Annotated in this window: 23 protein-coding genes; 5 read left to right on the top strand and 18 right to left on the bottom strand. The window is 71.6% G+C overall.

Annotation, left to right across the window (positions count from 1 at the left end; translation table 11 throughout):
• Positions 1-8: 8 nt before the first annotated feature.
• Positions 9-1,580, bottom strand: a complete 1,572-nt coding sequence (locus tag ACWD5Q_RS18085; protein WP_451427991.1) for an MDR family MFS transporter — start codon at positions 1,578-1,580, stop codon at positions 9-11.
• A 183-nt stretch (positions 1,581-1,763) separates the two neighbouring features.
• Between ACWD5Q_RS18085 and ACWD5Q_RS18080 the strand changes: the two genes are divergently transcribed.
• Positions 1,764-2,348: a TetR/AcrR family transcriptional regulator gene (locus tag ACWD5Q_RS18080; RefSeq protein ID WP_451428012.1), complete on the top strand. Its 585-nt coding sequence runs from the start codon at positions 1,764-1,766 to the stop codon at positions 2,346-2,348.
• Between the two features lie 130 nt (positions 2,349-2,478).
• Here ACWD5Q_RS18080 and ACWD5Q_RS18075 read toward each other — a convergent pair whose 3' ends face one another.
• Positions 2,479-3,039, bottom strand: coding sequence for a M23 family metallopeptidase (locus ACWD5Q_RS18075; RefSeq protein WP_451427990.1), 561 nt, complete (start codon positions 3,037-3,039; stop codon positions 2,479-2,481).
• A 421-nt stretch (positions 3,040-3,460) separates the two neighbouring features.
• Positions 3,461-5,983, bottom strand: a complete 2,523-nt coding sequence (locus ACWD5Q_RS18070) for an ATP-dependent Clp protease ATP-binding subunit (RefSeq protein ID WP_451427989.1) — start codon at positions 5,981-5,983, stop codon at positions 3,461-3,463.
• 431 nt (positions 5,984-6,414) lie between these two features.
• Here ACWD5Q_RS18070 and ACWD5Q_RS18065 point away from each other — a divergent pair, with 431 nt between their 5' ends.
• Positions 6,415-7,086, top strand: a complete 672-nt coding sequence (locus ACWD5Q_RS18065; RefSeq protein WP_451427988.1) for an SCO3374 family protein — start codon at positions 6,415-6,417, stop codon at positions 7,084-7,086.
• On the opposite strand, the gene ACWD5Q_RS18060 is transcribed toward ACWD5Q_RS18065, so the two are convergent.
• From ACWD5Q_RS18060 to ACWD5Q_RS18015, 10 genes are all read right to left on the bottom strand, one after another.
• On the bottom strand, positions 7,065-7,403 hold the full coding sequence (locus tag ACWD5Q_RS18060; protein WP_451427987.1) for a histone-like nucleoid-structuring protein Lsr2: 339 nt from the start codon (positions 7,401-7,403) through the stop codon (positions 7,065-7,067). The two genes, ACWD5Q_RS18065 and ACWD5Q_RS18060, sit on opposite strands and share 22 nt — an antisense overlap.
• A 250-nt stretch (positions 7,404-7,653) precedes the next feature.
• On the bottom strand, positions 7,654-8,181 hold the full coding sequence (locus tag ACWD5Q_RS18055; protein WP_451427986.1) for an amino-acid N-acetyltransferase: 528 nt from the start codon (positions 8,179-8,181) through the stop codon (positions 7,654-7,656).
• 9 nt (positions 8,182-8,190) lie between these two features.
• Positions 8,191-8,772, bottom strand: a complete 582-nt coding sequence (locus ACWD5Q_RS18050) for a BlaI/MecI/CopY family transcriptional regulator (protein ID WP_451428011.1) — start codon at positions 8,770-8,772, stop codon at positions 8,191-8,193.
• 207 nt (positions 8,773-8,979) lie between these two features.
• The gene (locus ACWD5Q_RS18045) at positions 8,980-9,159 is read right to left on the bottom strand and encodes a hypothetical protein (protein ID WP_451427985.1); all 180 of its coding nucleotides are present in this window, start codon (positions 9,157-9,159) and stop codon (positions 8,980-8,982) included.
• A gap of 106 nt (positions 9,160-9,265) precedes the next feature.
• Positions 9,266-9,928: a hypothetical protein gene (locus tag ACWD5Q_RS18040; RefSeq protein WP_451427984.1), complete on the bottom strand. Its 663-nt coding sequence runs from the start codon at positions 9,926-9,928 to the stop codon at positions 9,266-9,268.
• Between the two features lie 102 nt (positions 9,929-10,030).
• Positions 10,031-10,828, bottom strand: a complete 798-nt coding sequence (locus tag ACWD5Q_RS18035; protein ID WP_451427983.1) for a type III pantothenate kinase — start codon at positions 10,826-10,828, stop codon at positions 10,031-10,033.
• 8 nt (positions 10,829-10,836) lie between these two features.
• The gene (nadC, locus tag ACWD5Q_RS18030; protein WP_451427982.1) at positions 10,837-11,823 is read right to left on the bottom strand and encodes a carboxylating nicotinate-nucleotide diphosphorylase; all 987 of its coding nucleotides are present in this window, start codon (positions 11,821-11,823) and stop codon (positions 10,837-10,839) included.
• A gap of 5 nt (positions 11,824-11,828) precedes the next feature.
• Positions 11,829-13,589 (bottom strand): L-aspartate oxidase, encoded by a 1,761-nt coding sequence (locus ACWD5Q_RS18025; RefSeq protein ID WP_451427981.1) that lies wholly within the window; start codon positions 13,587-13,589, stop codon positions 11,829-11,831.
• Positions 13,586-14,626, bottom strand: a complete 1,041-nt coding sequence (gene panC, locus ACWD5Q_RS18020; RefSeq protein WP_451427980.1) for a pantoate--beta-alanine ligase — start codon at positions 14,624-14,626, stop codon at positions 13,586-13,588. The genes ACWD5Q_RS18025 and panC overlap by 4 nt, the downstream gene beginning before the upstream one ends.
• Positions 14,623-15,633 (bottom strand): DUF2520 domain-containing protein, encoded by a 1,011-nt coding sequence (locus ACWD5Q_RS18015; protein WP_451427979.1) that lies wholly within the window; start codon positions 15,631-15,633, stop codon positions 14,623-14,625. Before ACWD5Q_RS18015 ends, panC begins: the two co-directional genes overlap by 4 nt.
• A gap of 182 nt (positions 15,634-15,815) precedes the next feature.
• Here ACWD5Q_RS18015 and ACWD5Q_RS18010 point away from each other — a divergent pair, with 182 nt between their 5' ends.
• Positions 15,816-17,207, top strand: coding sequence for a threonine aldolase family protein (locus ACWD5Q_RS18010; protein WP_451427978.1), 1,392 nt, complete (start codon positions 15,816-15,818; stop codon positions 17,205-17,207).
• A 21-nt stretch (positions 17,208-17,228) separates the two neighbouring features.
• Here ACWD5Q_RS18010 and ACWD5Q_RS18005 read toward each other — a convergent pair whose 3' ends face one another.
• Positions 17,229-17,441 carry a hypothetical protein gene (locus ACWD5Q_RS18005; RefSeq protein ID WP_451427977.1) on the bottom strand — a complete coding sequence of 71 codons (213 nt, stop codon included), beginning with the start codon at positions 17,439-17,441 and terminating at the stop codon, positions 17,229-17,231.
• A 191-nt stretch (positions 17,442-17,632) separates the two neighbouring features.
• Between ACWD5Q_RS18005 and ACWD5Q_RS18000 the strand changes: the two genes are divergently transcribed.
• On the top strand, positions 17,633-18,739 hold the full coding sequence (locus ACWD5Q_RS18000) for a DUF5937 family protein (protein ID WP_451427976.1): 1,107 nt from the start codon (positions 17,633-17,635) through the stop codon (positions 18,737-18,739).
• 70 nt (positions 18,740-18,809) lie between these two features.
• Here the strand turns inward: ACWD5Q_RS18000 and ACWD5Q_RS17995 are convergent, their stop codons facing one another.
• The 3 genes from ACWD5Q_RS17995 to ACWD5Q_RS17985 all read right to left on the bottom strand — a co-directional run bounded on the left by ACWD5Q_RS17995 (position 18,810) and on the right by ACWD5Q_RS17985 (position 21,455).
• A complete protein-coding gene (locus tag ACWD5Q_RS17995) occupies positions 18,810-19,442 on the bottom strand; it encodes an AAA family ATPase (protein ID WP_451427975.1) in 633 nt (210 codons plus the stop codon).
• Between the two features lie 45 nt (positions 19,443-19,487).
• On the bottom strand, positions 19,488-20,156 hold the full coding sequence (locus tag ACWD5Q_RS17990) for a response regulator (protein WP_451427974.1): 669 nt from the start codon (positions 20,154-20,156) through the stop codon (positions 19,488-19,490).
• A 93-nt stretch (positions 20,157-20,249) separates the two neighbouring features.
• Positions 20,250-21,455 (bottom strand): sensor histidine kinase, encoded by a 1,206-nt coding sequence (locus ACWD5Q_RS17985; RefSeq protein WP_451427973.1) that lies wholly within the window; start codon positions 21,453-21,455, stop codon positions 20,250-20,252.
• Positions 21,456-21,751: 296 nt separating this feature from the next.
• On the opposite strand from ACWD5Q_RS17985, the gene ACWD5Q_RS17980 reads away from it, so the two are divergent.
• The gene (locus ACWD5Q_RS17980; RefSeq protein WP_451427972.1) at positions 21,752-22,777 is read left to right on the top strand and encodes an SAM-dependent methyltransferase; all 1,026 of its coding nucleotides are present in this window, start codon (positions 21,752-21,754) and stop codon (positions 22,775-22,777) included.
• On the opposite strand, the gene ACWD5Q_RS17975 is transcribed toward ACWD5Q_RS17980, so the two are convergent.
• Complete coding sequence (locus tag ACWD5Q_RS17975) at positions 22,742-23,893, bottom strand: NADH-quinone oxidoreductase subunit D (RefSeq protein ID WP_451427971.1); 1,152 nt, start codon at positions 23,891-23,893, stop codon at positions 22,742-22,744. The genes ACWD5Q_RS17980 and ACWD5Q_RS17975 overlap by 36 nt on opposite strands.
• Positions 23,894-23,916: the final 23 nt, after the last annotated feature.

Genomic DNA, 23,916 nt, shown 5'->3' with positions numbered 1-23,916 from the left:
GACGTGCGTCAGACGGCCTCTGCCACCGTCGGCTGCACCTGCGCGGCGTCCCCGGCCCGCTTGTCCGGTCCGGCGCCGCGCAGCGGGACCTCCTTCACGAAGACCGCGGCCACCAGCGCCACCACGGCCACCACCGCGCCCAGCAGGAAGGCTGAGTGGGTGCCCGCCGACACCGCGTACTGGTACGCCTCCCGGGCCGCCGCCGGCAGCTTCTCCAGGCTCTTCGCGTCCAGTTGGGGAGACTGCTCGGTGAGCTTCGAACCGAGGGCGCCCGCCCGCTGGGCCATCACGTCCTTCACCCGGTTGTTGAACAGCGCGCCCATGATCGCGACGCCGAAGGAGGAGCCGAGCGTACGGAACAGGGTGGTGGACGAGGACGCGACGCCCATGTCCCTCATCTCCACGCTGTTCTGCGCCACCAGCATGGTGATCTGCATCAGGCAGCCCATCCCGGCGCCCACCACGGCCATGTACACGCCCGAGGTGAAGCGGCTCGTGCCCGTGCCCATCTGGGCCAGCAGAAACAGGCCGACGATCATCAGCACACTGCCGACCAGCGGGAAGACCTTGTAGCGGCCGCTGTTGGTGGTGACTCGGCCCGCGATCATCGACACGACGAGCATCGCGCCGAGCATCGGCAGGAGCAGCAGCCCGGAGTTGGTCGCGGACGCGCCCTGCACCGCCTGCTGGTACAGCGGCAGGAACAGCGTCGCACCGAACATCACGAACCCGGTGATGAACCCGATCACCGACATCAGCGTGAAGTTGCGGCTGCGGAAGATGTGCAGGGGCACGACCGGCTCGGCGGCCTTGGTCTGCCAGAACACGAACCCGACGAGCGCGGCGACGCCGATGCCGATCAGCTCCATGATCCGCGCGGAGGTCCAGGCGTACTCGCTCCCGCCCCAGGTGGTGACCAGCACGATCGAGGTGATACCGACGGTGAGCAGGGCGGCCCCGAGGTAGTCGATGCGCTCCTTGGCGCGCTTCCTGGGCAGATGCAGGACGGCGCTGATGGCGGCCAGGGCGACGATGCCGAGCGGCAGGTTGATGTAGAAGGCCCAGCGCCAGCCCCAGTGGTCGGTGATCGTGCCGCCGACCAGCGGGCCGCCGATCATCGCGAGCGCCATGACGCCGGCCATCATGCCCTGGTACTTGCCGCGCTCCCGCGGCGGGATCAGATCGCCGATGATGGCCATGACGCCGACCATGAGGCCGCCGGCGCCGAGGCCCTGCACGGCGCGGAAGCCGATGAGCTGGCCCATGTTCTGCGCCATGCCGCTGAGCGCCGAACCGATCAGGAAGAGCACGATCGAGCTCATGAAGGCGCCCTTGCGCCCGTACATGTCGCCGATCTTGCCCCACAGCGGGGTGGAGGCGGCGGTCGCGAGCGTGTACCCGGTCACCACCCAGGACAGATGTTCCAGTCCGCCGAGCTCGCCCACGATCGTCGGCATCGCGGTGCCCACGATCATGTTGTCGAGCATCGCCAGCATCATCGTGACCATCAGCGCCAGCAGGACGACGCGCACGCTCCGTGGCTGCTTCTCGGTCTCGGGCGGTGCCGTGTTGTCCGCCATGCTCCCCACTCCCCAAAGATATTGCGGGCCACCCGGCTACTTACTTGCCGCCCGGCTAGTTGACTACACTGAGGGAAGGTAGCCCCGGAACTAGCCGGTCGTCAAGTAAGTTTGGCGGGCCTGCCTGTCGGGCGGTAAGCAGGTATCCGGAGTCCGAGGAGTACGAGGATGGGCAGCACGACCATGGCCGGAACCAAGCGTCAGCGGCGGGGGGACACCCGCCAGCGGATCCAGGACGTGGCGCTCGAACTCTTCGCCGAGCAGGGCTACGAGAAGACCTCGCTGCGGGAGATCGCCGAGCGCCTGGAGGTCACCAAGGCGGCCCTCTACTACCACTTCAAGACCAAGGAAGAGATCCTGGTCAGCATCTTCGAGGACCTGTCCCGCCCGATGGACGAGCTGATCGAGTGGGGCAAGGCGCAGCCGCACAGCCTCCGGACCAAGCGGGAGGTGCTGCGCCGCTACAGCGAGGCGCTGGTCGACGCGGCCCCGCTGTTCCGCTTCATGCAGGAGAACCAGGCCACGATCCGCGAGCTGAGCATCGGCAACCAGTTCAAGGACCGGATGCTCCAGATGCGGGACATCATCCGGGACCCGGACGCCTCCCTGACCGACCAGGTCCGCTGCATCAGCGCGCTGTTCACGTTGCACGCCGGGATGTTCGTCCTCCAGGAGGTCGAGGGCGACCCGGAGGACAAGCGCAAGGCGGTCCTGGAGGTCGCCGTCGACCTGGTGACCCAGGCGCACGCGGACCCTCAGGCGTCGTAGCGACGCGGCCCCGGGGCGCCGTAGGGGCGACTCCGGCCGTTCATCGCCGTAGGGCACTCCGGCCGCCCACCGCCCGTACGGGCATCCCGGTCCTTCACCGCCGTACAGGTGTCCCGGCGGTCCACCTGCCTCAGACCGCCACGCCCCTGGCACGCAGGAAGGCGAGGGGGTTCACGGCGGATCCGTAGTGCGGGGTCGTACGGATCTCGAAGTGCAGATGGGGCCCGCTGGAGTTGCCGGTGCTGCCGGCGAGCCCGATGCGCTGCCCGGTCGCCACTCGCCGGCCGGGCCGCACATCGATCCGCGAGAGATGGGCGTACTGGGAGTACGTGCCGTCGGCATGTCTGAGGACGACGGCCTTGCCGTACGCGGGCCCGTCGCCGGCCCCGTTGCCGCCGGCCTTGACCACGGTGCCGCCGTGCACGGCGACGACCGGGGTGCCGCTCGGCACCGCGAAGTCCTGGCCGGAGTGACCGGCCCGCCACATCCCCCCGGCCTGGCTGAAGCCCGCGGTGAGCCCGTACTGCTTCACCGGGCTGACCCAGGCGAGCGCGCTCGGCGCGGCGCCGCCATCGGCGGCGGTCGCGACCCCGGCCCCCAGCACGGCCGAGATTCCCGCACCGGCGGCCAGTACGGCCGAACGGGCGCGGAGCCGTGACGTACGGGACGGGGAGAAGGCACACAGGGGCATGGGAACCTCGCGACGTCGGGGACTTGGCCATTCCTTGGTACAAGCACGCCCCGGCGCCCCCAAAACCCGTGCACTACGACGATTCCTCGTACATACCAGGCAGGAGTTCTGATCTCTTGACATAAGGGATGTTCATCGAGAAGGCGGGGCGAAAGCGCCACATAGGACGTCATTCATACGTAGCCCCCTCCTCGCAACTCCGAGCCTAAATGTCCTTTTTGTCGAAAACGCTCTTCTGCTAGGTCGCGTAGTACCGCCCACGCCCCCTGTGTGCCATGTCACCGCCCAAGCGGCCCGGGCCCGGCGGCGGAAAAGCCAATTCCGGTTCCTGGAGAAGCCGGGCTTTGCCTCGCCCGCAGCAAAAAGGGGCTGCCCCGGGACCGAGGTCCCGGGGCAGCCCCTTGGTGAAACCCGCGGGGGGTTACGCCTCCTTGCTCAGGTTCGGACCGCCACCGGCCGCCTGCTCGATCGGCGGGACGTCCGGCAGTGCCGACTTCTCCTCACCGCGGAAGGTGAAGGTCTGGTTCTCGCCCTCGCCCTCCGTGTCGACGACCACGATGTGGCCCGGACGCAGCTCTCCGAAGAGGATCTTCTCGGACAGCGTGTCCTCGATCTCGCGCTGGATCGTGCGGCGCAGCGGCCGGGCGCCCAGCACGGGGTCGTAGCCCTTCTTCGCGAGCAGCTCCTTCGCGGACTGGGCGAGCTCGATGCCCATGTCCCGGTCCTTGAGCCGCTCGTCGACCTTGCCGATCATCAGGTCGACGATCGCCAGGATGTCGTCCTGCGTCAGCTGCGGGAAGACGACCACGTCGTCGACGCGGTTGAGGAACTCCGGCCGGAAGTGCTGCTTCAGCTCGTCCGACACCTTGTTCTTCATGCGCTCGTAGTTGGTCTTCGTGTCGCCGGCGGCGGCGAAGCCCAGGTTGAAGCCCTTGGAGATGTCCCGGGTGCCGAGGTTGGTCGTCATGATGATGACCGTGTTCTTGAAGTCCACGACCCGGCCCTGGGAGTCGGTCAGACGACCGTCCTCCAGGATCTGCAGCAGCGAGTTGAAGATGTCCGGGTGGGCCTTCTCGACCTCGTCGAAGAGGACGACCGAGAACGGCTTGCGGCGCACCTTCTCCGTGAGCTGGCCGCCCTCCTCGTAGCCCACGTATCCGGGGGGCGAACCGAAGAGACGCGACACCGTGTGCTTCTCGCTGAACTCCGACATGTCGAGGGAGATCAGCGCGTCCTCGTCGCCGAACAGGAACTCGGCGAGCGCCTTGGACAGCTCGGTCTTACCGACACCGGACGGGCCCGCGAAGATGAACGAACCACCCGGACGCTTGGGGTCCTTCAGACCCGCACGCGTACGGCGGATCGCCTTCGAGAGCGCCTTGACGGCGTCCACCTGGCCGATGACCCGCTTGTGGAGCTCGTCCTCCATGCGGAGCAGCCGGCTGGACTCCTCCTCGGTGAGCTTGAACACCGGGATGCCCGTGGCGGTGGCCAGGACCTCGGCGATCAGCTCGCCGTCGACCTCGGCGACGACGTCCATGTCGCCGGCCTTCCACTCCTTCTCCCGCTTGGCCTTCGCGGCGAGCAGCTGCTTCTCCTTGTCACGGAGGGAAGCCGCCTTCTCGAAGTCCTGGGAGTCGATCGCGGACTCCTTGTCCCGGCGGACGGCCGCGATCTTCTCGTCGAACTCGCGCAGGTCCGGCGGAGCGGTCATCCGGCGGATGCGCATCCGGGAACCCGCCTCGTCGATCAGGTCGATCGCCTTGTCCGGCAGGAAGCGGTCCGAGATGTAGCGGTCGGCCAGGGTGGCGGCCTGGACCAGGGCCTCGTCCGTGATGGAGACGCGGTGGTGCGCCTCGTAACGGTCACGCAGACCCTTGAGGATCTCGATGGTGTGCGGCAGGGACGGCTCCGCGACCTGGATGGGCTGGAAGCGGCGCTCCAGGGCCGCGTCCTTCTCCAGGTGCTTGCGGTACTCGTCGAGCGTGGTCGCGCCGATGGTCTGCAGCTCACCGCGGGCCAGCATCGGCTTCAGGATGGAAGCCGCGTCGATGGCGCCCTCGGCGGCACCCGCACCGACCAGCGTGTGCAGCTCGTCGATGAACAGGATGATGTCGCCGCGGGTGCGGATCTCCTTGAGCACCTTCTTCAGGCGCTCCTCGAAGTCACCGCGGTAGCGGGAACCGGCGACCAGCGCGCCCAGGTCGAGGGTGTAGAGGTGCTTGTCCTTGAGGGTCTCGGGCACCTCGCCCTTGACGATGGCCTGCGCCAGGCCCTCGACGACCGCCGTCTTGCCGACGCCGGGCTCGCCGATGAGGACCGGGTTGTTCTTGGTCCGGCGGGACAGCACCTGCATGACCCGCTCGATCTCCTTCTCGCGCCCGATGACCGGGTCGAGCTTGGACTCACGAGCGGCCTGGGTGAGGTTCCGGCCGAACTGGTCCAGGACGAGGGAGGTCGAGGGCGTGCCCTCGGCCGGGCCGCCGGCGGTGGCGGTCTCCTTGCCCTGGTAGCCCGACAGCAGCTGGATGACCTGCTGACGGACACGGTTGAGGTCTGCGCCCAGCTTGACCAGGACCTGGGCGGCGACGCCCTCGCCCTCACGGATCAGGCCGAGCAGGATGTGCTCCGTGCCGATGTAGTTGTGGCCCAGCTGAAGGGCCTCGCGGAGCGACAGCTCCAGGACCTTCTTGGCACGGGGGGTGAAGGGGATGTGGCCGGAGGGGGCCTGCTGGCCCTGGCCGATGATCTCCTCCACCTGCTGGCGGACCGCCTCGAGCGAAATCCCGAGGCTCTCCAGGGCCTTAGCGGCGACACCCTCACCCTCGTGGATCAGGCCCAGGAGGATGTGCTCGGTGCCGATGTAGTTGTGGTTGAGCATCCGGGCTTCTTCCTGAGCCAGGACGACAACCCGCCGCGCGCGGTCGGTGAACCTCTCGAACATCGTTAATCGCTCCTCAGAGCGGTCAGGCAGTAAGGGGACGCTCCCCTCCCTGTCCTTCCGCAGCTTAGTCCCGCAAGCGGGGACCGCTCATTCCAACTGCCGACACCGTCCTTGGCCTCCTGACCCCGAACGCCGACATCTGCTCCAACCCGATGGTGCGAGACGATGTTCCCGCAGGCCAGGCATATACCCCACGCGCCAGTACGCCTATGGCGAACGTGGGGCGGACCCGTTCTGCGTGTCGCCCCCTCCCACTAGGGATGTCTTACCCGTACGCACGGACACTCCATGCCGCGCGCACCGGTTCCCTCCGCTACGGGCGAACATCCTTGCGCCGCCGAACACCCCCGCACACCCTCGCTCTCGTCACTCTGTGCAGTCACTTCACCACCCAGCGTAACTCGGGGTCCATTCGGGCTGTTGCTACGGGCATGGTCCACACAGTGCCCCTGGTTTCCACGGTGCCCCTCCCCCGCCGACCGCGCGACCCGGATGGCTCGGTGCGCCGCTGGTACGAGGACGGGCTGGGCTGGGCCACCGTTCCAGGGGAGCCGTTGCGGCTGGTCACGGGCGTGCGATTCGACGTCCTGGAGGTTCCCGCGGCGGCCGGGTGGGCCGCGCTGCGGCATCTGGGTCCCACGTCCCCCGTGGCGGTCCACGGGGACCGGATGCGGCTGCTGGCGGCCGCGGGCAGCGCGGATGAGCTGCCGGGGCTGCTCGACTGGCTGGAGTGGGGCTCCCTGGCCGTGGATCTCACCGCCATCGGGGCGGGCGGGCACATCGAGGCGCCGTCGCCACCGGGACGGGCCCCCGCCGCCGGCTTCCCGGACACCGGCTCCCCGGCCCGGGCCGTCGCCCGCCCGGACTCGGTCGGCACGATGCGGCCGCTTCCCCCGGACGACCGGATCCGCTCACGGGGGGCCGCCGTCTGGCTGCGGCCCCCCGAGCCGGGAAGCGAAGTCGAACTGCTGCTGCCGACCCTGTCGGCCATGGGGGGCGTTGGGGGCGCCCCCGATCTGGTGCGGCTGGTCGACACGATGGCAACGCAGTGCCACCGGGTCCGGCTGCGCCGCGCGTGCGCTCAGGCGTTGGCCTTCTCGTAGGCCTCGCGGATGGTCGCCGGAACACGGCCGCGGTCGTTGACCTCGAGACCGTTCTCCTTCGCCCAGGCGCGAATCTGCGCGGTGTCCTGGCTACCGCCGGAAGCGGCCACGCGGGCCCTTCCGCGTCCGCCCGCCGCACGGCCGCCGGTACGACGACCACCCTTCACGTAAGGGTCGAGAAGGCCACGGAGCTTGTCCGCGTTGGAGGTCGTGAGATCGATTTCGTACGTCTTGCCGTCCAGCGCGAACGTGACGGTCTCGTCCGCCTCGCCACCGTCGAGGTCGTCGACAAGAAGGACCTGAACCTTCTGTGCCACCGGATTTCCTTTCATCGATAACTTCAGGGCCGAGGGAGTGCGGCCTGCGCCGCTTGTTTCGCGTCCCCTGTTATATGCAGTACTGCAGTACGTCGGAAAGCAAACCGCTTTTGCCGGAAAAACACAAACCCTCGGGAGAGGTCAACGTGTGGTGGGCGGCCCGGAAACATACGCGTTTCGGACATAGGGAACCTGGGCAACGGGGGTCGGCTGAAGCGGGGCCGAATAGTCCGCGGCGATCCCTTGACGATCACAGATGCAGAAGCATCCGGCTGTTGCCCAAGGTGTTCGGTTTCACTCGTTCGAGACCGAGGAACTCCGCCACGCCCTCGTCATAGGAACGCAACAGCTCCGCGTAGACATCGGTGCCGACCGGCGTCTCGCCGATCTCGACGAAGCCGTGCTTCCCGAAGAACTCCACTTCGAAGGTCAGACAGAAAACGCGGCGAACGCCGAGCCAGCGGGCGGTCTGGAGCAACTTCTCCAGCAACTGGTGCCCGACGCCGAGGCCCGTGGCCTCGGGCTTCACCGCGAGAGTGCGCACTTCCGCGAGGTCTTCCCACATGACGTGCAGGGCTCCGCAGCCGACGACCTCGCCGTTGTCGTCGCGTTCCGCCACCCAGAACTCCTGGATGTCCTCGTAAAGCGTGACCGTCGCTTTGTCGAGCAGGATGCCGCGCCGGACGTAGGCGTCGAGGAGACGGCGCACCGCCGGGACATCGGCCGTGCGGGCCCGCCGGACGGTGAGGGCTTTTGCGGTGGGGCTCTCTGCTGGCATGAGCGGACGCTATCGCCCGGTACCGCTCCCGTCCGAGGCGGGGTTCTTCCGGTCCCGCATCTCGGCGGGGTTCTCCCCCGCGGTTCCGCCGGGCTTGTCGCCGGCGCTCCCGGCCGGTCGATCGGAGGGCTGCGCGGATTCGGGGGATTCGGCTTCCGCGGCGGGCGCCGTTTCGTTACCTGCGGCATCCTCGCCGGGCGCCGTTTCGGTGCCTGCGGCTTGCGCGGCGGGCGCCGTTTCGGTGTCTTCGGGCTCCGGGACACTTGCCGGGCCCTGCACGATGCGCATGGCATCTCTCAGTGCCTGCCGCTGTTCGTCGCTCATCATCCCGAAGAAGGCGACGAGTGCGGCGGCCGGGTTGTCGCTCTGCGACCAGGCGTCGTTCATCAGCGCGGCCGCGTAGGCGGCACGGGTGGAGACGGCCTCATATCGATAGGCCCGGCCTTCCGCCTCGCGGCGGACCCAGCCCTTCTGATGAAGATTGTCCAGCACGGTCATCACCGTGGTGTACGCGATGGACCGTTCCTGTTGAAGGTCTTCCAGGACTTCTCGAACGGTCACCGGGCGGTTCCACTTCCACACCCGCGTCATGACCGCGTCTTCGAGTTCTCCCAAGGGGCGAGGCACGTTCAGCACAATAGTGGGAGATGCCACCCATGGCCCGTCGAACAGGCGCTTACATCGCGAATTCCGACAAAAAGGGCGTACGACTCGGAAAGCGGGCGGAGTCATGCGCCGGACGGTGCGCCGCGGACCCGGCCGGTGCGGACCCGGCCGGTGGGGGGCGAGCCGGTCCGGTCAGCCCTCGGTGTCCCGGGAGGCCCGGGGGGCGCTTTCCGCGTGCGCGAGCACCGCGTCCACGGCCGCGTCCTCCTTGGCCTTGTTGGCGCCGCCCTGAGTCTTCACGATCACCCTGATGAGCCCGATGAAGAACACGGCCATGACGACCGGGGGCACGAGCGCGGAGACGTAGTCCATGTGTCCAGAGTAGCCAGGCCCTGTCCGATGGATCCCGCGGGTGGGCCCTACCGGACAGGGACGGGTGCGAGGGGTACGAGGGGGTGCGAGAGGTACGGCGCCGGAGTCAGCCCACGGCGAGCCGCTGCCGCGCGTGCGGGGGCCCGGGCTTGCGCTTGGGCGGGAAGACCTCCCCGGGGGTGGGGATGGGGCGCTGCGGGCGCGGGGACTGCGGCTCGGGGCGCGGCCCCGGCTTCTCGGGCCGGTCCGGCCGGTCCGCCGGTTTGTCGCCGGGTTTGCGGGCGGGCTTCTCGGCCGGGTCCTCGGCGTCGGCGCGGCCGCCCGGGAGGGCCGTGAGCCGGGCCCGGGAGGCGGGGACCGTGACACCGCGGGAAGCGGCGGGGCGGGCACGCGGGTCGCGTTCGGCGAGGGCGCGGCAGCGGTCGAGGAGGGCGGCGGCCGGGGTGCCGCACAGGGTGCGCAGGGCGGCGAGATCGTCCGGAACCGGACGGTAGCCGGCCCGCAGGGCGTCCTCCAGGAGGGCGAGGTAGCCGCCTGCGGCGCCGGGGAGGGCGGCGCGGTAGCGGACGAGGTCGGCCAGCAGGAAGGCCCGCAGACGGGCGCCCTCCCGCACCGCCTCGTCGACGGACTCGGCGAGGCGGAGGCAGTCCTGGACGTCCTCGGCGGACGCGGTGCGGGAAGGGAGGGCGAGGGCGAGGGCCCGGCGGAGCACGCGCAGCTCCTCCGCACCGAAGGCCAGGCCGCCGCGGGATCCGTATGGCGTGGGCATGCGGTGACGCTACCGCTAATCGGACAAAACGGGCCGCTCAGGAGTCCGTGTCGCCTCCGGGTTCCCTCAGGTGGGGGCGGCGCGCGGGTGCTTCGCCGGGCCTCACATGCGGGACACGTTCCGGTCGTACACCAGCCGCAGGCCGACCAGGGTCAGCCACGGCTCATGCTCGTCGATCACCGCGGACTCGCCGAGGACCATCGGGGCGAGGCCGCCCGTCGCGATGACCGTGACGTCGTCCGGGTCGGCCGACAGCTCGCGGGCCATCCGGTGCACGACCCCGTCGACCTGGCCCGCGAAGCCGTAGACGATGCCCGATTGCATCGCCTCGACCGTGTTCTTGCCGATCACGCTCCGCGGCCGCGCCACCTCGATCTTCCGCAGCTGCGCGCCCTTGACGCCCAGCGCCTCCACCGAGATCTCGATACCCGGCGCGATGACGCCGCCCACGTACTCCCCGCGGGCGCTCACCGCGTCGAACGTCGTCGCCGTGCCGAAGTCCACGACGATCGCGGGGCCCCCGTACAGCTCGACCGCGGCGACCGCGTTGATGATGCGGTCCGCGCCGACCTCCTTGGGGTTGTCGGTGAGGATCGGCACGCCCGTCTTCACCCCCGGCTCCACGAGCACCGCGGGCACGTCGCCGTAGTAGCGCCGCGTGACCTCGCGCAGTTCGTGCAGCACCGACGGCACGGTCGCGCAGATCGAGATGCCGTCGATGCCGTCGCCCAGCTCCTCGCCGAGCAGCGGGTGCATGCCCATCAGGCCCTGGAGCAGCACCGCCAGTTCGTCCGCCGTACGGCGCGCGTCCGTGGAGATCCGCCAGTGCTCGACGATGTCCTCGCCGTCGAACAGGCCGAGGACGGTGTGCGTGTTGCCTACGTCGATGGTCAGCAGCATGGCTCTACCTACTCCGCCGCTCGCAGGTCCAGGCCGATGTCCAGGATCGGGGAGGAGTGCGTCAGCGCTCCGACCGCCAGGAAGTCGACGCCCGTGTCCGCGTACGCCTTCGCGTTCTGCAGGGTCAGCCGGCCCGAGGCCTCCAGCAGGGCGCGGCCGCCGACGATCGCGACCGCCTCCTCGCACTCACCCGGCGTGAAGTTGTCCAGGAGGATCAGGTCCGCGCCCGCGTCCACCACCTCGCGCAGTTGGTGCAGGGTGTCGACCTCGACCTCGATCGGGACGTCCGGGAACATCTCGCGGACCGCCTCGAACGCCTGGGCGACACCGCCGGCCGCCACAACGTGGTTGTCCTTCACCAGCGCCGCGTCCGACAGGGACATCCGGTGGTTCATGCCGCCGCCGCAGCGGACCGCGAACTTCTCCAGGGCGCGCAGGCCCGGCGTCGTCTTGCGGGTGTCCCGTACGCGCGCCTTGGTGCCGTCCAGGGCGTCCGCCCACGCGCGGGTGGCGGTCGCGATGCCCGACAGACGGCACAGGATGTTCAGCGCGCTGCGCTCGGCGGTGAGCAGGTCACGGGTGCGGGTGGTGACGGTCAGGAGCTTCTGGCCGGCCTCCACCCGGTCGCCGTCGTCCACATGGCGCTCGACCTCGAACTCGTCCGTGCTGACCACCGAGATGACCGCCTCGGCGACCCGCAGCCCCGCCACCACCCCGGCCTCGCGCGCGGTGAAGTCGCCGGTCGCGACCGCCTCCTCGGGGATCGTCGCCACCGTCGTCACGTCCACGCCGTGGTCCAGGTCCTCCTGGATGGCCACATTGGCGATGTCCTCGACCTCCACCGGGTCGAGCCCGGCGTCGGCCAGGAGCTCGGCGAGTGCCGGGTCGAGCCCGCACTCTGCGTACTCTTCGTACCCCTCGTCGGCGCCCGCGCCGCAGGCGCAGCCGTCGCCGCAGCCACCGGTCGGGGCGAGGGGAAGGTCGGGGGTGCTCACTTCTGTCACTGCTCCTGAGGACGGTGCTGCGGGACGGTCCTTCCGGCGCGGGCGGCGCCGGGAGACTCGGGGAGGGTCGGGGGGAAGTCTGCGGTGTCGGTGGCGCGTAGGGCCAGCGTCCGGTCCGGATTCAGCCGTACGACGATGTGGCGGCGCCAGGCGGTGTCGTCGCGGCCGGCGTGGTCCTCGCGCCAGTGGCAGCCGCGCGTCTCCTCGCGCAGGAGGGCCGCGGCGACCAGGACCCGGGCCACGCACAGGAGGTTGGTGGTCTCCCAGGTGTCCACGCCGGGCTCGGAGGTCTTGCCGTTCTCGTCGAGGGCGTCGCACGCGTCGCCGTGCAGCCGCTGGAGCCGGTCCGCGGCCTTCTTCAGGGAGGTGGCGGACCTGAGCACCCCGGCGCCCTCCGTCATGATGCGCTGGATCGTGAACCGGTCCTCCGGGGCGAGCAGCGGGCGCGCGGGCCGCTCGGGACACGGGACGGGTTCGGGCACGCGCGCGTGCAGGCCGTCCTCCGTCCGCCCCCGTGCGATGTCGGCGGCGATGCGCTCGGCGTAGACCAGACCCTCCAGCAGCGAGTTCGAGGCGAGCCGGTTGGCTCCGTGCACACCCGTGCAGGCGACCTCGCCGCACGCGTACAGGCCCGGCACGGTCGTCCGGCCGTGGGAGTCGGTGCGCACGCCGCCGGAGGCGTAGTGCGCCGCCGGGGCGACCGGGACGGGCTCGGTGACCGGGTCGATGCCGTGGGCGCGGCAGGCGGCCAGGATCGTCGGGAAGCGGTGCTCCCACATCTCGGCGCCGAAGTGGCGGGCGTCGAGGAACATGTGCGCGGCGTCCTGCTCCTGCATCCGGCGCATGATCCCCTTGGCGACGATGTCCCGGGGCGCCAGTTCGGCCAGCTCGTGCTGCCCGGCCATGAAGCGCACCCCGTCCGCGTCCACCAGGTGGGCGCCCTCGCCGCGCACCGCCTCGGACACCAGCGGCTGCTGGCCCTCCGCGTCCGGACCGAGGAACAGCACCGTCGGGTGGAACTGCACGAACTCCAGATCACTGACCTCGGCGCCGGCCCGCAGGGCGAGCGCCACGCCGTCGCCGGTGGACACCGACGGGTTGGTGGTCGCGGAGAAGACCTGGCCCATGCCGCCGGTGGCGAGGACCACGGCGGGCGCGTGCACGGCGCCCACACCGTCGTGCTGGCCCTCGCCCATGACGTGCAGGCTGACGCCCGCGGTACGGCCCTCGGCGTCGTTCAGCAGATCCAGGACCAGCGCGTTCTCGATCGTGCGCAGGCCACGCGCGCGTACGGCGTCGACGAGCGCCCGGGAGATCTCGGCGCCGGTCGCGTCGCCGCCCGCGTGCGCGATCCGGCGGCGGTGGTGGCCGCCCTCGCGGGTGAGTTCGATCCCGCCCTCGTCGTCGGTGTCGAAGTGCGCTCCGGTGGAGATGAGCCGGCGTACCGCGTCGGGCCCCTCGGTGACCAGGATGCGTACCGCCTCCTCGTCACACAGGCCCGCCCCCGCCACCAACGTGTCCTGAAGGTGCTGCGCCGGGGTGTCGCCCTCGCCGAGGGCCGCCGCGATACCGCCCTGCGCCCAGCGGGTGGAACCGTCGTCCAGACGGGCCTTGGTGACGACGACCGTCCGCAGGCCCGCGGCCTCGCAGCGCAGGGCCGCCGTGAGACCGGCGACGCCGGAGCCGACGACGACGACGTCCGCGGAGATCGACCAGCCGGGTGCGGGCGCGTGCAGTCGTATGCCTGTGCTGGTCACAAGGCGGCTCCCTGGGGGTCGACGGGTTCGGGCGCTCCGAAGGAGAGGGGGATGTTGTCGATCAGCCGGGTCGCCCCGACCCGGGCGGCGACGGCGAGGACCGCCTCGCCGGTGTAGTCGTCGGGGACCTCGGTGAAGTCCGACGGATCGACCAGGGCCAGGTAGTCCAGAACCAGCGGCGGGTCCAGGTGGGCGGCCTCGTCGAGCACGAGCCGGGCGGTGGCGCGGACGGCCGCGGGACCGCCGGGCGCGGCCTTCGACACGGCGTGCGCGTCGGCGGCGGCCCGCGACTCGCCTATCGCGCTGAGGGCCTCGGCCCGCGCGCGCGTGGCCGGCACCTCACGGGCACGCGCGCGGAGCGCCTCCTGAGCGGCGTGCCGGTCGCGTCCCGCGAACAGGGCCCGGGACAGGGCGAGCGCGGTGTGCCGCTCGGCGGGCGAGAGGTAGCGGTTGCGGCTGGAGAGGGCGAGCCCGTCGGACTCGCGCACGGTGGGCACGCCGACGATCTCCACGCCGAAGTTCAGGTCGCGCACCATCCGGCGGATCAGGGCGAGCTGCTGGGCGTCCTTCTGCCCGAACAGGGCCACGTCGGGGCGGGTGAGGTGCAACAGCTTGGCGACGACCGTGAGCATGCCGTCGAAGTGCCCGGGACGAAAGGCCCCTTCGAGGCGCTCGCCCATCGGGCCCGCGGACATCCGCACCTGGGGCTCGCCGCCCGGGTAGACCTCGTCCGCGGAGGGGGCGAACACGACGTCCGCCCCGGCCTGTTCCGCGACCTTGAGGTCGGAGTCCAGGGTGCGCGGATAGCGCTCGAGGTCCTCGCCCTCGCCGAACTGCAGCGGGTTGACGAAGACCGTGACGATCACGAAGCCCTTGCCGCCGACGTGCTTGCGGGCCGCCCGGACCAAGGTGGCGTGGCCCTCGTGCAGGGCACCCATGGTCATCACGACGGCGGTGCGCCCCGGCACCGCGTGGTGGTCCCGGAGATACCGCAGGTCGTCCACCGTGGGAACGAGTTCGAAGGGGCGGCGGCTCATCGGTCTTCCCCGTTCTCAGGGTTCTCAGGGTTCGCAGGGTTCTCAGGGTTCGCAGTGTTCTCAGGGGTTTGGGGCTTTCGGGGGTTCCGCGGCTCCGGTGGGTGGGTGCCGTCGGCGAGTACCCCGAGGAGGTTCTCGGCGAGCTCCGGCCTGAGCAGTCCGTGGGCGAGGGCCCGGTCGGCGGTCGCACGGGCCATCGCCAGATAGCCGGGCACGGTCTGGGGAGCGTGCTCGCGCAGCTCGGCGATGTGCGCGGCGACCGTGCCCGCGTCGCCGCGCGCGACGGGGCCGGTCAGGGCCGCGTCGCCGGAGCGCAGGGCGTTGTCCAGGGCGGCGCCGAGCAGCGGGCCGAGCATGCGGTCGGGAGCCCCGACGCCCGCCGTGCGCAGCAGCTCCATGGACTCGGCGACCAGGGTGACCAGGTGGTTCGCGCCGAGGGCGAGGGCCGCGTGGTACAGCGGACGCATCTCCTCGGCGATCCACTCGGGCTCGCCGCCCATCTCGATCACGAGCGCCTCGGCGGCCAGCCGCAGCTCCTCGGGCGCGGTGACCCCGAAGGAGCAGCCGGCCAGGCGCTGGACGTCCACCGGGGTGCCGGTGAAGGTCATCGCGGGGTGCAGGGCGAGCGGCAGCGCTCCCGCGCGCAGGGCGGGGTCGAGGACGCGGGCGCCGTACCGCCCGGAGGTGTGCACCAGCAGCTGTCCCGGCCGTACCGCCCCGGTCTCGACGAGGCCCTGCACCAAGCCCGGCAGGGTGTCGTCGGGCACGGTCAGCAGGACCAGGTCGGCACGGTCCAGGACCTCGGCGGGCGGGACGACCGGCACGTCAGGAAGCATCAGCGCCGCCCGCCGCCGGGACGCCTCGGACACCCCGGAGACCGCGACCGGGCGGTGTCCGGCGAGGTGCAGGGACGCGGCGAGCGCCGGACCGACCCGGCCCGCTCCGACCACGCCCACGGTGAGCCGCGCGGGGCGGTCCTTGGGGTCTGGTTGCTGGAATGTACTCACTCGACGGTGGCCTTCCCGTTCCAGTCCGCTCTGGGTACCGGACGATTTCTCGTCATGTTAACGCGATCGGTTCGCCGGGTGGCCGGGCGTCCACAGGCCCCGGGGTTCCGCAGGTCTCGGGGGCCCGCAGGGCAGGGAAAACCGGGTACCGGGCGGCGCGGGAGCACGGCATCATCCAGGGCGTGAACACGGTGGCGAGGGCCGAGGGGGACGAGGGCGGCATGGCGCGGACGACGGAAGGGGACGGCCGGACGGCGGCCGGACCGCAGGAACGGCGACCCGCCCGGACACACGGCGAGGAGGCGGACGAGCGGCGACCGACGCGGGCGCGCGGCGAAGGGGCGCGGGAACGGCAACCGGCACGGGCGCACGGCGAGGAGGCACCGGAGCCGCCGACGCCCGCGCCCGACGAGCCACCGCGGCTGCGGCGCGAGCGTCGGATCGGCGTCCTGCGGCGTGCGGAACGCGTTCTGGCGCGTCCGGGGTACCTGGGCACGCTCCGGGAGCGGCTGGCGCTGCTGGACGGCGTGCAGGACCTGTACGACCTCGACGAGTCCGCGGACATGTACGGATCGGGGGTCGTCGAGGCCCTGGAGGAGAAGGTCGCCGGACTGCTCGGCACCGAGGCCGCGGCCTTCTTCCCCACCGGCACGATGGCCCAGCAGGTGGCCCTGCGCTGCTGGGCGGGCCGCACCGGCAGCCCCACGGTCGCCCTGCACCCCCTCGCCCATCCGGAAGTGCATGAGCGGAAGGCGTTCAGCGAGGTCAGCGGGTTGCGCCCGGTGCACATCACGCGCGAGCCCCGGCTGCCGACCGCCGACGAGGTGCGTGACTTCCCGGAGCCCTTCGGGGCGCTGTTGCTCGAACTGCCCCTCAGGGACGCCGGTTTCGTCCTGCCCTCCTTCGAGGAGCTGGAGGAGGTCGTGGAGGCCGCGCGCGAGCGCGACGCGGTGGTGCACTTCGACGGCGCGCGCCTGTGGGAGACCACGGTCCACTTCGGCCGCTCGCTGACGGAGATCGCGGGCCTCGCGGACAGTGTCTACGTGTCGTTCTACAAGTCGCTCGAGGGGTACGGCGGCGCGGCGCTCGCCGGCCCCGGAACGCTCGTCGAGGAGGCCAAGGCCTGGCGCCACCGCTACGGCGGCATGGCCTTCCAGCAGTTCCCGACGGCGCTCTCGGCCCTCGTCGGCCTGGAGCGGCAGCTGCCCCGGCTGCCGGAGTACGTGCGCCACGCGCGCGTGGTCGCCGCGGCGCTGCGCGAGGGGTTCGCGGCGGCCGGGCTGCCCTGGACACGCGTGCACCCCGCCGAGCCGCACACCCACGACTTCCGGCTCTGGCTGCCGTACGACGCCGACGTCCTCACGGAGACCGCGTTCCGGCAGGGCGAGGAGACGGGGACCCTGCTGTTCGCCAACCCCTGGGAGCGCGGCGGCCCGGACCTGGCCTTCACCGAGGTCTCCGTACGGGCCGACGGGCTGGCGTGGACGGCGGACGACGTGAAGGCGGCGGTGACGGAGTTCGTGGCGCGCCTGCCGGACGCCGGGGACCCGGGCGGCCCGCTTCCGCGCGGTTAGGGCACCGCGGGCGAAGGGCGGTCAGCGGCTGGGGCGCGGGCCGCGGACCAGGCGGGACAGTGCCCACCGCAGCCGGCCGCGGGCCGGGCGTTTTGCCAGGGCGGCGCGGAACGCCAGGTAGTCGCCCAGTTCGCGCACCAGCGGCCAGTCGTGGGCGCCGGGGGCGGGCGGGGCGGGCTCGCCCAGCCGCCGGGCGCGGTAGGTGTCGAGGAGGTACTGCTGGGTGACGCTCATGGGACATGGCCCCTTCGGGACGTGGGAACACAGAGACGTGGGAACAGGGAGACGCGGGAACAGGGATCCGTGAGGTCCGCGGCTGCCCCGGCCGTCCCAGGCTGCGTCCGGCGAGGCGCACCCGTCGCGTCGATTGACGACAGCCGTCAACCGACGGCCGCGTTGTCGGTGGCGCGGTGCACCATGAGGTCATGAGCGTGCGTATCGACGTCACCGGGCTGCGGCAGGAGCAGATCGCCGTCGTGGCCTCCCCGCTGGCCGAGCTCGGGATGGCCCTGCACGCGCTGTCCGAGCCCGGCCACCACCCCAGGCTGCGGGGTTGGACGACCGGCGTGACCTGCGACCTGGACCCGCATCTCGCCGACCGGATGTGCGAGGCCGACTTCCTGTGGCGTACGACGTTCTCGGACCTCTTCCTGCCGTACGCGGGCCTGCGGGGCGGGAACACGCTCCCCCGCGCCACCCTCGCCGAGGAACTGGACCTGCTGGACAAGCTGAGCGACGAGCAGTTCGTGGACGCGGCGCTGGAGTTCACCTGCGCGCTGTCGTACAGCGAGCCGGGCCCCGCCGCGCTCACCGACGCGGAGTCCCGTCGGCGCGCCCTGGAGCTGGCCGCCGCGCGCGGACCGCAGAGCCTGCTGTTCAGCGAGCGGCTGCTGGCCGACCCGCCGCGCACCCGGGCCTGGCTGCGGCAGTTCCTGGAGGACTGCGACGCGGCGTTCTTCGCGGACACCTGGTCCCGGCTGCGCCATCAGCTCGCGGCGGACGCCCGCCACAAGACGCACCTCCTGCGGCACAAGGGCCTGGCCGAGACACTGGCGTCGGTGTCGCCGGCGGTGACGCTCGACGAGTCCGCGACCCGGATCGCCGTGGACAAGCTCGGCGAAGGCCGTACGGCCACGGGGGACGGCGGTCTGCTGCTCATCCCGACCAGCCTGGGCTGGCCGCACCTGAGGGTGCTGCACCGGTACGGCTGGCAGCCCGTGCTGCACTACCCCGTCGGCTCCCCGGAGATGGCGGCGCCCCCGTCGCTGGAACAGCTCACCCTGCGGATGGCCGCCCTGTCCCATCCGGTGCGTATGCGCATCTGCCGCAGCGTCGCCCGCAGCGCGTTCACCACGGGCGAGCTGGCCCAGGCCCACGGCATGACGGCGCCCGAGATATCCCGGCATCTGAGCGCCCTGAAGAAGGCGGGCCTGCTCACGACCCGGCGCCGCGGCCGGTACGTCCTGCACCAACTGGACGTGACCGCGGTGGCCCGGCTGGGGAGCGACTTCCTGGAGGGCATCCTCCGGTGACCGCCGCTCGCGGGGGCCGCGGGGGCTGCGGGCAGCCGTCAGTCGCAGCGCATCGGCGTCAGCCCGGTCCTCAGTCGAAGCGCATGTGCTTCAGCCCGATCCTCGTCTGCCGCAGCCGGGTCCGCAGGGCGCCCTCGGAGTTGGGCCGGAGCGTCAGCCCGGCGAGCACGGCGATCCGGTCCGCCGTCTTGGGCACCGTGGAGTGGTCCGTCCACAGGTGCTCGGCGAACGCCGGCTCGCGCAGCCGCTCCAGGCAGTCGTCGAGCTTCTGGACGGCCCAGCTCTCCCTGCGCAGCGGGGCGTCCTTGCCGGCCACGTACTTCAGGAGATGCCCGAAGCCGCGCTCCCGCAGCCGTTCCAGCACGGTCTCGCGCTCGGCGAGGAGAGCGAAGTGCCTGACATCATGGCCCTGCTCACGCAGCCGGCCCACCGTCTGCGCGAAGTAGTCCGGGTCGGTGACCGTCATGGGGACGATCACCACGCCGTCGTGCCGGGTCAGCGCCAGATCGAGGACCTCGACCACGCCCTGCCGCCAGGACGCCAGGTCCTGGAAGTCCCCGCGCAGGTCGGGTGGCAGCATGCGGCGCAGTCCGAAGCCGGCGTGTTCCGGATCGCAGATGACGCTGCCCGGCAGACGCCGCGCGATCTCGTGCGCGGTCTGTGTCTTGCCGCCTCCGAAGGGGCCGTTGATCCACAGGAGCATGGGCAGACCCTAGTGGGCGCGGGCCGCCTGGAGGCCGAGCGTGACTCAACCGTGGCCGCGGGCCCGTACCAGACCGGTCTCGTAGGCGAGGACGACCACCTGGACCCGGTCCCGCAGACCCAGCTTGGTCAGGATGCGGCCGACGTGGGTCTTGACGGTCGCCTCGGACAGCACGAGCCGGGCCGCGATCTCGCCGTTGGACAGCCCCTGCGCGACCAGCACCATGACCTCGCGCTCGCGGTCGGTGAGCCGCTCCAGCTCCTTGTGCCGGGGCTCGGCGGCGCCCGGCAGCATGGGCGCGAACCGGTCGAGGAGGCGACGGGTGGTGGAGGGCGCGACCACGGCGTCGCCGCTGTGCACGGAGCGGATGGCGGCGAGCAGTTCGCCGGGCGGCACGTCCTTCAGCATGAAGCCGGAGGCACCCGCCTTCAGCCCGGAGAACGCGTACTCGTCGAGGTCGAAGGTGGTCAGGATGAGCACCTTCGGGGCGTCCGGTTCCGCGCAGATGCGGCGCGTGGTCTCCACGCCGTCCAGCTTCGGCATACGGACGTCCATGAGGACCACGTCGACCTCGGTGGAGCGCAGCACCTGGAGGGCCTCGACCCCGTCGCCCGCCTCCGCGACGACCTCCATGTCCGGCTGGGCGGCGAGCACCATCCGGAACCCGGTGCGCAGCAGCACCTGGTCGTCGACGAGCATCACGCGGATCGGCATGGCGGGGGTCCTCCGGTCGGACGTCGGTCCGTGGGCTGGGCGGTGTCGCGGGGCGGGTGTCGCGTCGGGGGTGGTCGGGTCGCGGGGCACGGGTCAGTGGGCCGGTTTCAGTGGTAGCAGGGCGCTGATGCGGAAGCCTCCTCCGGGGCGGGGGCCGGCGTCCAGGGTGCCGCCCACCATGCCGACGCGCTCGCGCATGCCGATCAGTCCGTGGCCCTGGCCGTCGAACCCGCCGTCCTCGTACAGCTCGTGCGGGGCCCCCTTGCCGTCGTCCTCCACGAGCAGTCCGAGGCCGTCGTCGAAGTACACCAGGCGCACGCTCGCACCCGTATTGGGGCCCCCGTGCTTGCGGGTGTTGGTGAGCGCCTCCTGGACGATGCGGTACGCCGTCAGCTCCACGCCGCTGGGGAGCGGGCGCGGGGTGCCCTCCACCTTGAAGTCGACGGGCAGGCCCGCGCTGCGGCACTGCTCGACCAGTTCGTCGATCTGCTCGACGTCGGGCTGCGGCACATACTCGCCGGCCTCCTTGTGCTCGCCGGTGCGCAGCACGCCGAGCAGGCGGCGCATCTCGGCGAGGGCCTGGCGGCCGGTTCCGGAGATCGTCTCCAGGGCCTTCTTCGCCTGGTCGGGGGCGGCGTCGAGGACGTACGCGGCGCCGTCCGCCTGCACCACCATCACCGAGACGTTGTGCGCGACCACGTCGTGCAGCTCACGCGCGATCCGGGCGCGCTCGGCGGCCACCGCGACCTTGGCCTGCGCCTCGCGCTCCTTCTCCAGCCGGGCGGCGCGCTCCTCCAACTGGGCGAGGTAGGCGCGGCGGGTGCGCAGGGAGTCCCCGAGCACCCAGGCGAGGGCGAAGGGGACGGTCTGGAAGACCGCGACCGCGATGTTGCCCAGCGGGCCCGAGTGGAAGTCCGGCCAGCGGATCACGGCCAGGGGACCGGCGCACAGTCCGGCGACGAGGCCGGTCCGGGAGGCCCAGCGGGCGCCGTCCGCGGCGACCGTGTAGATGATCACCAGCATGGCGAAGTCGGCGATCATCGGCTGCTGGTCCAGGACCAGCTGCGCCGGCCCCATCGCGAGGGCCACCACGAGCATCTTCTCGGGCATGCGACGGCGCAGCGCGACGACCACGCACAGGACGGCGGAGATCGCGAGCCCGGCGGAAACCGATCCGTGGTAGCTCCGCGCCCCGTTGAGCTTCGTCACGTTCACGCAGGAGAGCCCGAACAGGACGACGGCCCAGAAGCCGTCGACCCACATCGGGTGCCTGCGGAGAAAGTCATAGAGGCGCTGCACGTAACCCAGCGTAGGGAAGCGCTGTGTGTGCAGGGGTCAACCGGAGGACCGATCCGCGGCGGACACGTGTACTCCGCAAGGTGGATACTCCATGATCCCGAACGGCTACGGCGCACCGGACGCACCCGCAGGAACCCCGGGAGCCACAGGAGCCCGCGGGTGGTGCGGAGCGGCCGGTCGCGCGGGGCACGGACGCCGCACGCCGGGCGCACGCGCCGGCTCCGCCCTCGGCCCCTCGCCTCCTCCCCGCCCCCACGCCTCCTCCCCGTTCCCCGCACCCGGCCTAGCCTGACCCCGTGAGACAGCAGACGGACGACAAGTGGCGGGGCTGGCGGGCGGCGGCCGAGGAGGCGCTGTACGGGGCGCACGGGTTCTACCGGCGGCCCGAGGGACCCGCGGGACACTTCCGTACGTCCGTGCACGCCTCCCCGCTCTTCGCGGGCGCCGTGGCCCGGCTGCTGTGCGCGGTCGACGAGGCCCTGGGCAGCCCCGCCGAGCTGGCGTTCGTGGACATGGCGGCCGGCCGGGGCGAGCTGGTCGCCGGTGTCCTGGACGCGCTGCCCCCGGACGTCGCCGCCCGCACGCGCGCGTACGCCGTGGAGATCGCCGGCCGGCCCGAGGGGCTCGACCCCCGGGTCGAGTGGCTCGACGAGCCCCCGCAGGGCATCACGGGAGTGCTGTTCGCCAACGAGTGGCTGGACAACGTGCCGGTCGAGGTCGCGGAGGCCGGCCCCGACGGCGTACCCCGGCTGGTCCTCGTACGCGAGGACGGCGGTGAGCGCCTCGGGGAGCCCGTCACCGGCGCGGAGGCGGAGTGGCTCCGCCGCTGGTGGCCGCTGTCGGCCGAGGGCTGCCGCGCCGAGATCGGGCTGCCCAGGGACACCGCCTGGGCCGCGGCCGTCGCCACTGTCGACCGCGGACTCGCCGTCGCCGTCGACTACGCCCACCACGCGGCCACCCGGCCCCCCTTCGGGACGCTCACCGGGTTCCGCGCGGGCCGGGAGGTCGCCCCGGTACCGGACGGCTCCTGCGACATCACCGCGCATGTGGCGCTGGACGCGTGCGCCCTGCCCGGAGCGCGCCTGCTGACCCAGCGCGCCGCCCTGCGCACGCTCGGGCTCACCGGCGCACGCCCCCCGCTGACGCTCGCGTCCACGGACCCCGCGGCCTACGTACGCGCCCTCGCGCACGCCGGAGCCGCCGCCGAACTCGGCGCGCCCGGCGGCCTCGGCGACTTCGGCTGGCTGCTCCAGCCCGTGGGGATCGCGGGGGCCTTGCTCGGGGGGCTACTTGTCGATGTCCCCGACCACGAAGAACAGTGACCCGAGGATCGCCACCATGTCGGCGACCAGCGTCCCCGGCAGCAGCTCGGTCAGCGCCTGGATGTTGTTGTACGAGGCCGAGCGCAGCTTCAGCCGGTACGGGGTCTTCTCGCCCTTGCTGACCAGGTAGTAGCCGTTGATGCCGAGCGGGTTCTCGGTCCAGGCGTAGGTGTGGCCCTCGGGTGCCTTGAGCACCTTCGGCAGGCGCTGGTTGACCGGCCCGGGCGGCAGCTCGGCCAGCCGGTCCAGGCAGGCGTCGGCCAGGTCGAGCGCGTTGTGCGTCTGCTCCAGGAGGCACTCGAAGCGGGCGAGGCAGTCGCCCTCCTGCCGGGTGACCACCTTCAGCGTGTCCTGGAGTTCCCCGTAGGCCAGGTACGGCTCGTCCCGGCGCAGGTCGAAGTCCACGCCGGAGGCGCGCGCGATGGGGCCGCTCACGCCGTAGGCGTGCACCGTCCCGGGTGCGAGGACACCCACACCCCGGGTGCGTCCCCGGAAGATCTCGTTGCCGAGCACCAGGTCGTCGAACCGGTCCATCCGGGAGCGCACGTCCCGCACCGTGGTACGCGCGCGTGCCGTCCAGCCGGCCGGGAGGTCCTCCTTGAGTCCCCCGACCCGGTTGAACATGTAGTGCATACGCCCGCCGGAGATCTCCTCCATGACGTTCTGGAGTTCCTCGCGCTCCCGGAAGGCGTAGAACACCGGCGTGATGCCGCCCAGCTCCAGCGGGTAGGAGCCGAGGAACATCAGGTGGTTGAGGACCCGGTTCAGCTCCGCGAGGAGCGTGCGCATCCACACCGCGCGCTCGGGGACCTCCATGCCGAGCATCCGCTCCACGGCGAGGACCACGCCCAGCTCGTTCGAGAAGGCGGAGAGCCAGTCATGGCGGTTGGCGAGCATGATGATCTGGCGGTAGTCGCGCGCCTCGAACAGCTTCTCCGCACCCCGGTGCATATAGCCGATGACCGGCTCCGCGTGCCTGATCCGCTCGCCGTCCAGCACGAGCCTGAGCCGCAGCACACCGTGGGTGGAGGGGTGCTGCGGACCGATGTTGAGCACCATGTCGGTGCTCTCCGCGGCACCGCCGATCCCGACCATGGTCTCCGTCGTAGGAGTCATGGACACAGTCTCTCGTACGTACG

It is taken from the genome of Streptomyces sp. NPDC002513, assembly GCF_053595355.1.
This window is presented reverse-complemented; position numbering and strand designations above follow the sequence as displayed.

Coding starts and splice junctions, on each gene's coding strand:
- ACWD5Q_RS18085 (WP_451427991.1), bottom strand. CDS start 1,580: ATGGCGGACAACACGGCACCGCCCGAGACCGAGAAGCAGCCACGGAGC.
- ACWD5Q_RS18080 (WP_451428012.1), top strand. CDS start 1,764: ATGGCCGGAACCAAGCGTCAGCGGCGGGGGGACACCCGCCAGCGGATC.
- ACWD5Q_RS18075 (WP_451427990.1), bottom strand. CDS start 3,039: ATGCCCCTGTGTGCCTTCTCCCCGTCCCGTACGTCACGGCTCCGCGCC.
- ACWD5Q_RS18070 (WP_451427989.1), bottom strand. CDS start 5,983: ATGTTCGAGAGGTTCACCGACCGCGCGCGGCGGGTTGTCGTCCTGGCT.
- ACWD5Q_RS18065 (WP_451427988.1), top strand. CDS start 6,415: ATGGTCCACACAGTGCCCCTGGTTTCCACGGTGCCCCTCCCCCGCCGA.
- ACWD5Q_RS18055 (WP_451427986.1), bottom strand. CDS start 8,181: ATGCCAGCAGAGAGCCCCACCGCAAAAGCCCTCACCGTCCGGCGGGCC.
- ACWD5Q_RS18050 (WP_451428011.1), bottom strand. CDS start 8,772: ATGACGCGGGTGTGGAAGTGGAACCGCCCGGTGACCGTTCGAGAAGTC.
- ACWD5Q_RS18045 (WP_451427985.1), bottom strand. CDS start 9,159: ATGGACTACGTCTCCGCGCTCGTGCCCCCGGTCGTCATGGCCGTGTTC.
- ACWD5Q_RS18040 (WP_451427984.1), bottom strand. CDS start 9,928: ATGCCCACGCCATACGGATCCCGCGGCGGCCTGGCCTTCGGTGCGGAG.
- ACWD5Q_RS18035 (WP_451427983.1), bottom strand. CDS start 10,828: ATGCTGCTGACCATCGACGTAGGCAACACGCACACCGTCCTCGGCCTG.
- panC (WP_451427980.1), bottom strand. CDS start 14,626: ATGAGCCGCCGCCCCTTCGAACTCGTTCCCACGGTGGACGACCTGCGG.
- ACWD5Q_RS18005 (WP_451427977.1), bottom strand. CDS start 17,441: ATGAGCGTCACCCAGCAGTACCTCCTCGACACCTACCGCGCCCGGCGG.
- ACWD5Q_RS18000 (WP_451427976.1), top strand. CDS start 17,633: ATGAGCGTGCGTATCGACGTCACCGGGCTGCGGCAGGAGCAGATCGCC.
- ACWD5Q_RS17995 (WP_451427975.1), bottom strand. CDS start 19,442: ATGCTCCTGTGGATCAACGGCCCCTTCGGAGGCGGCAAGACACAGACC.
- ACWD5Q_RS17990 (WP_451427974.1), bottom strand. CDS start 20,156: ATGCCGATCCGCGTGATGCTCGTCGACGACCAGGTGCTGCTGCGCACC.
- ACWD5Q_RS17975 (WP_451427971.1), bottom strand. CDS start 23,893: ATGACTCCTACGACGGAGACCATGGTCGGGATCGGCGGTGCCGCGGAG.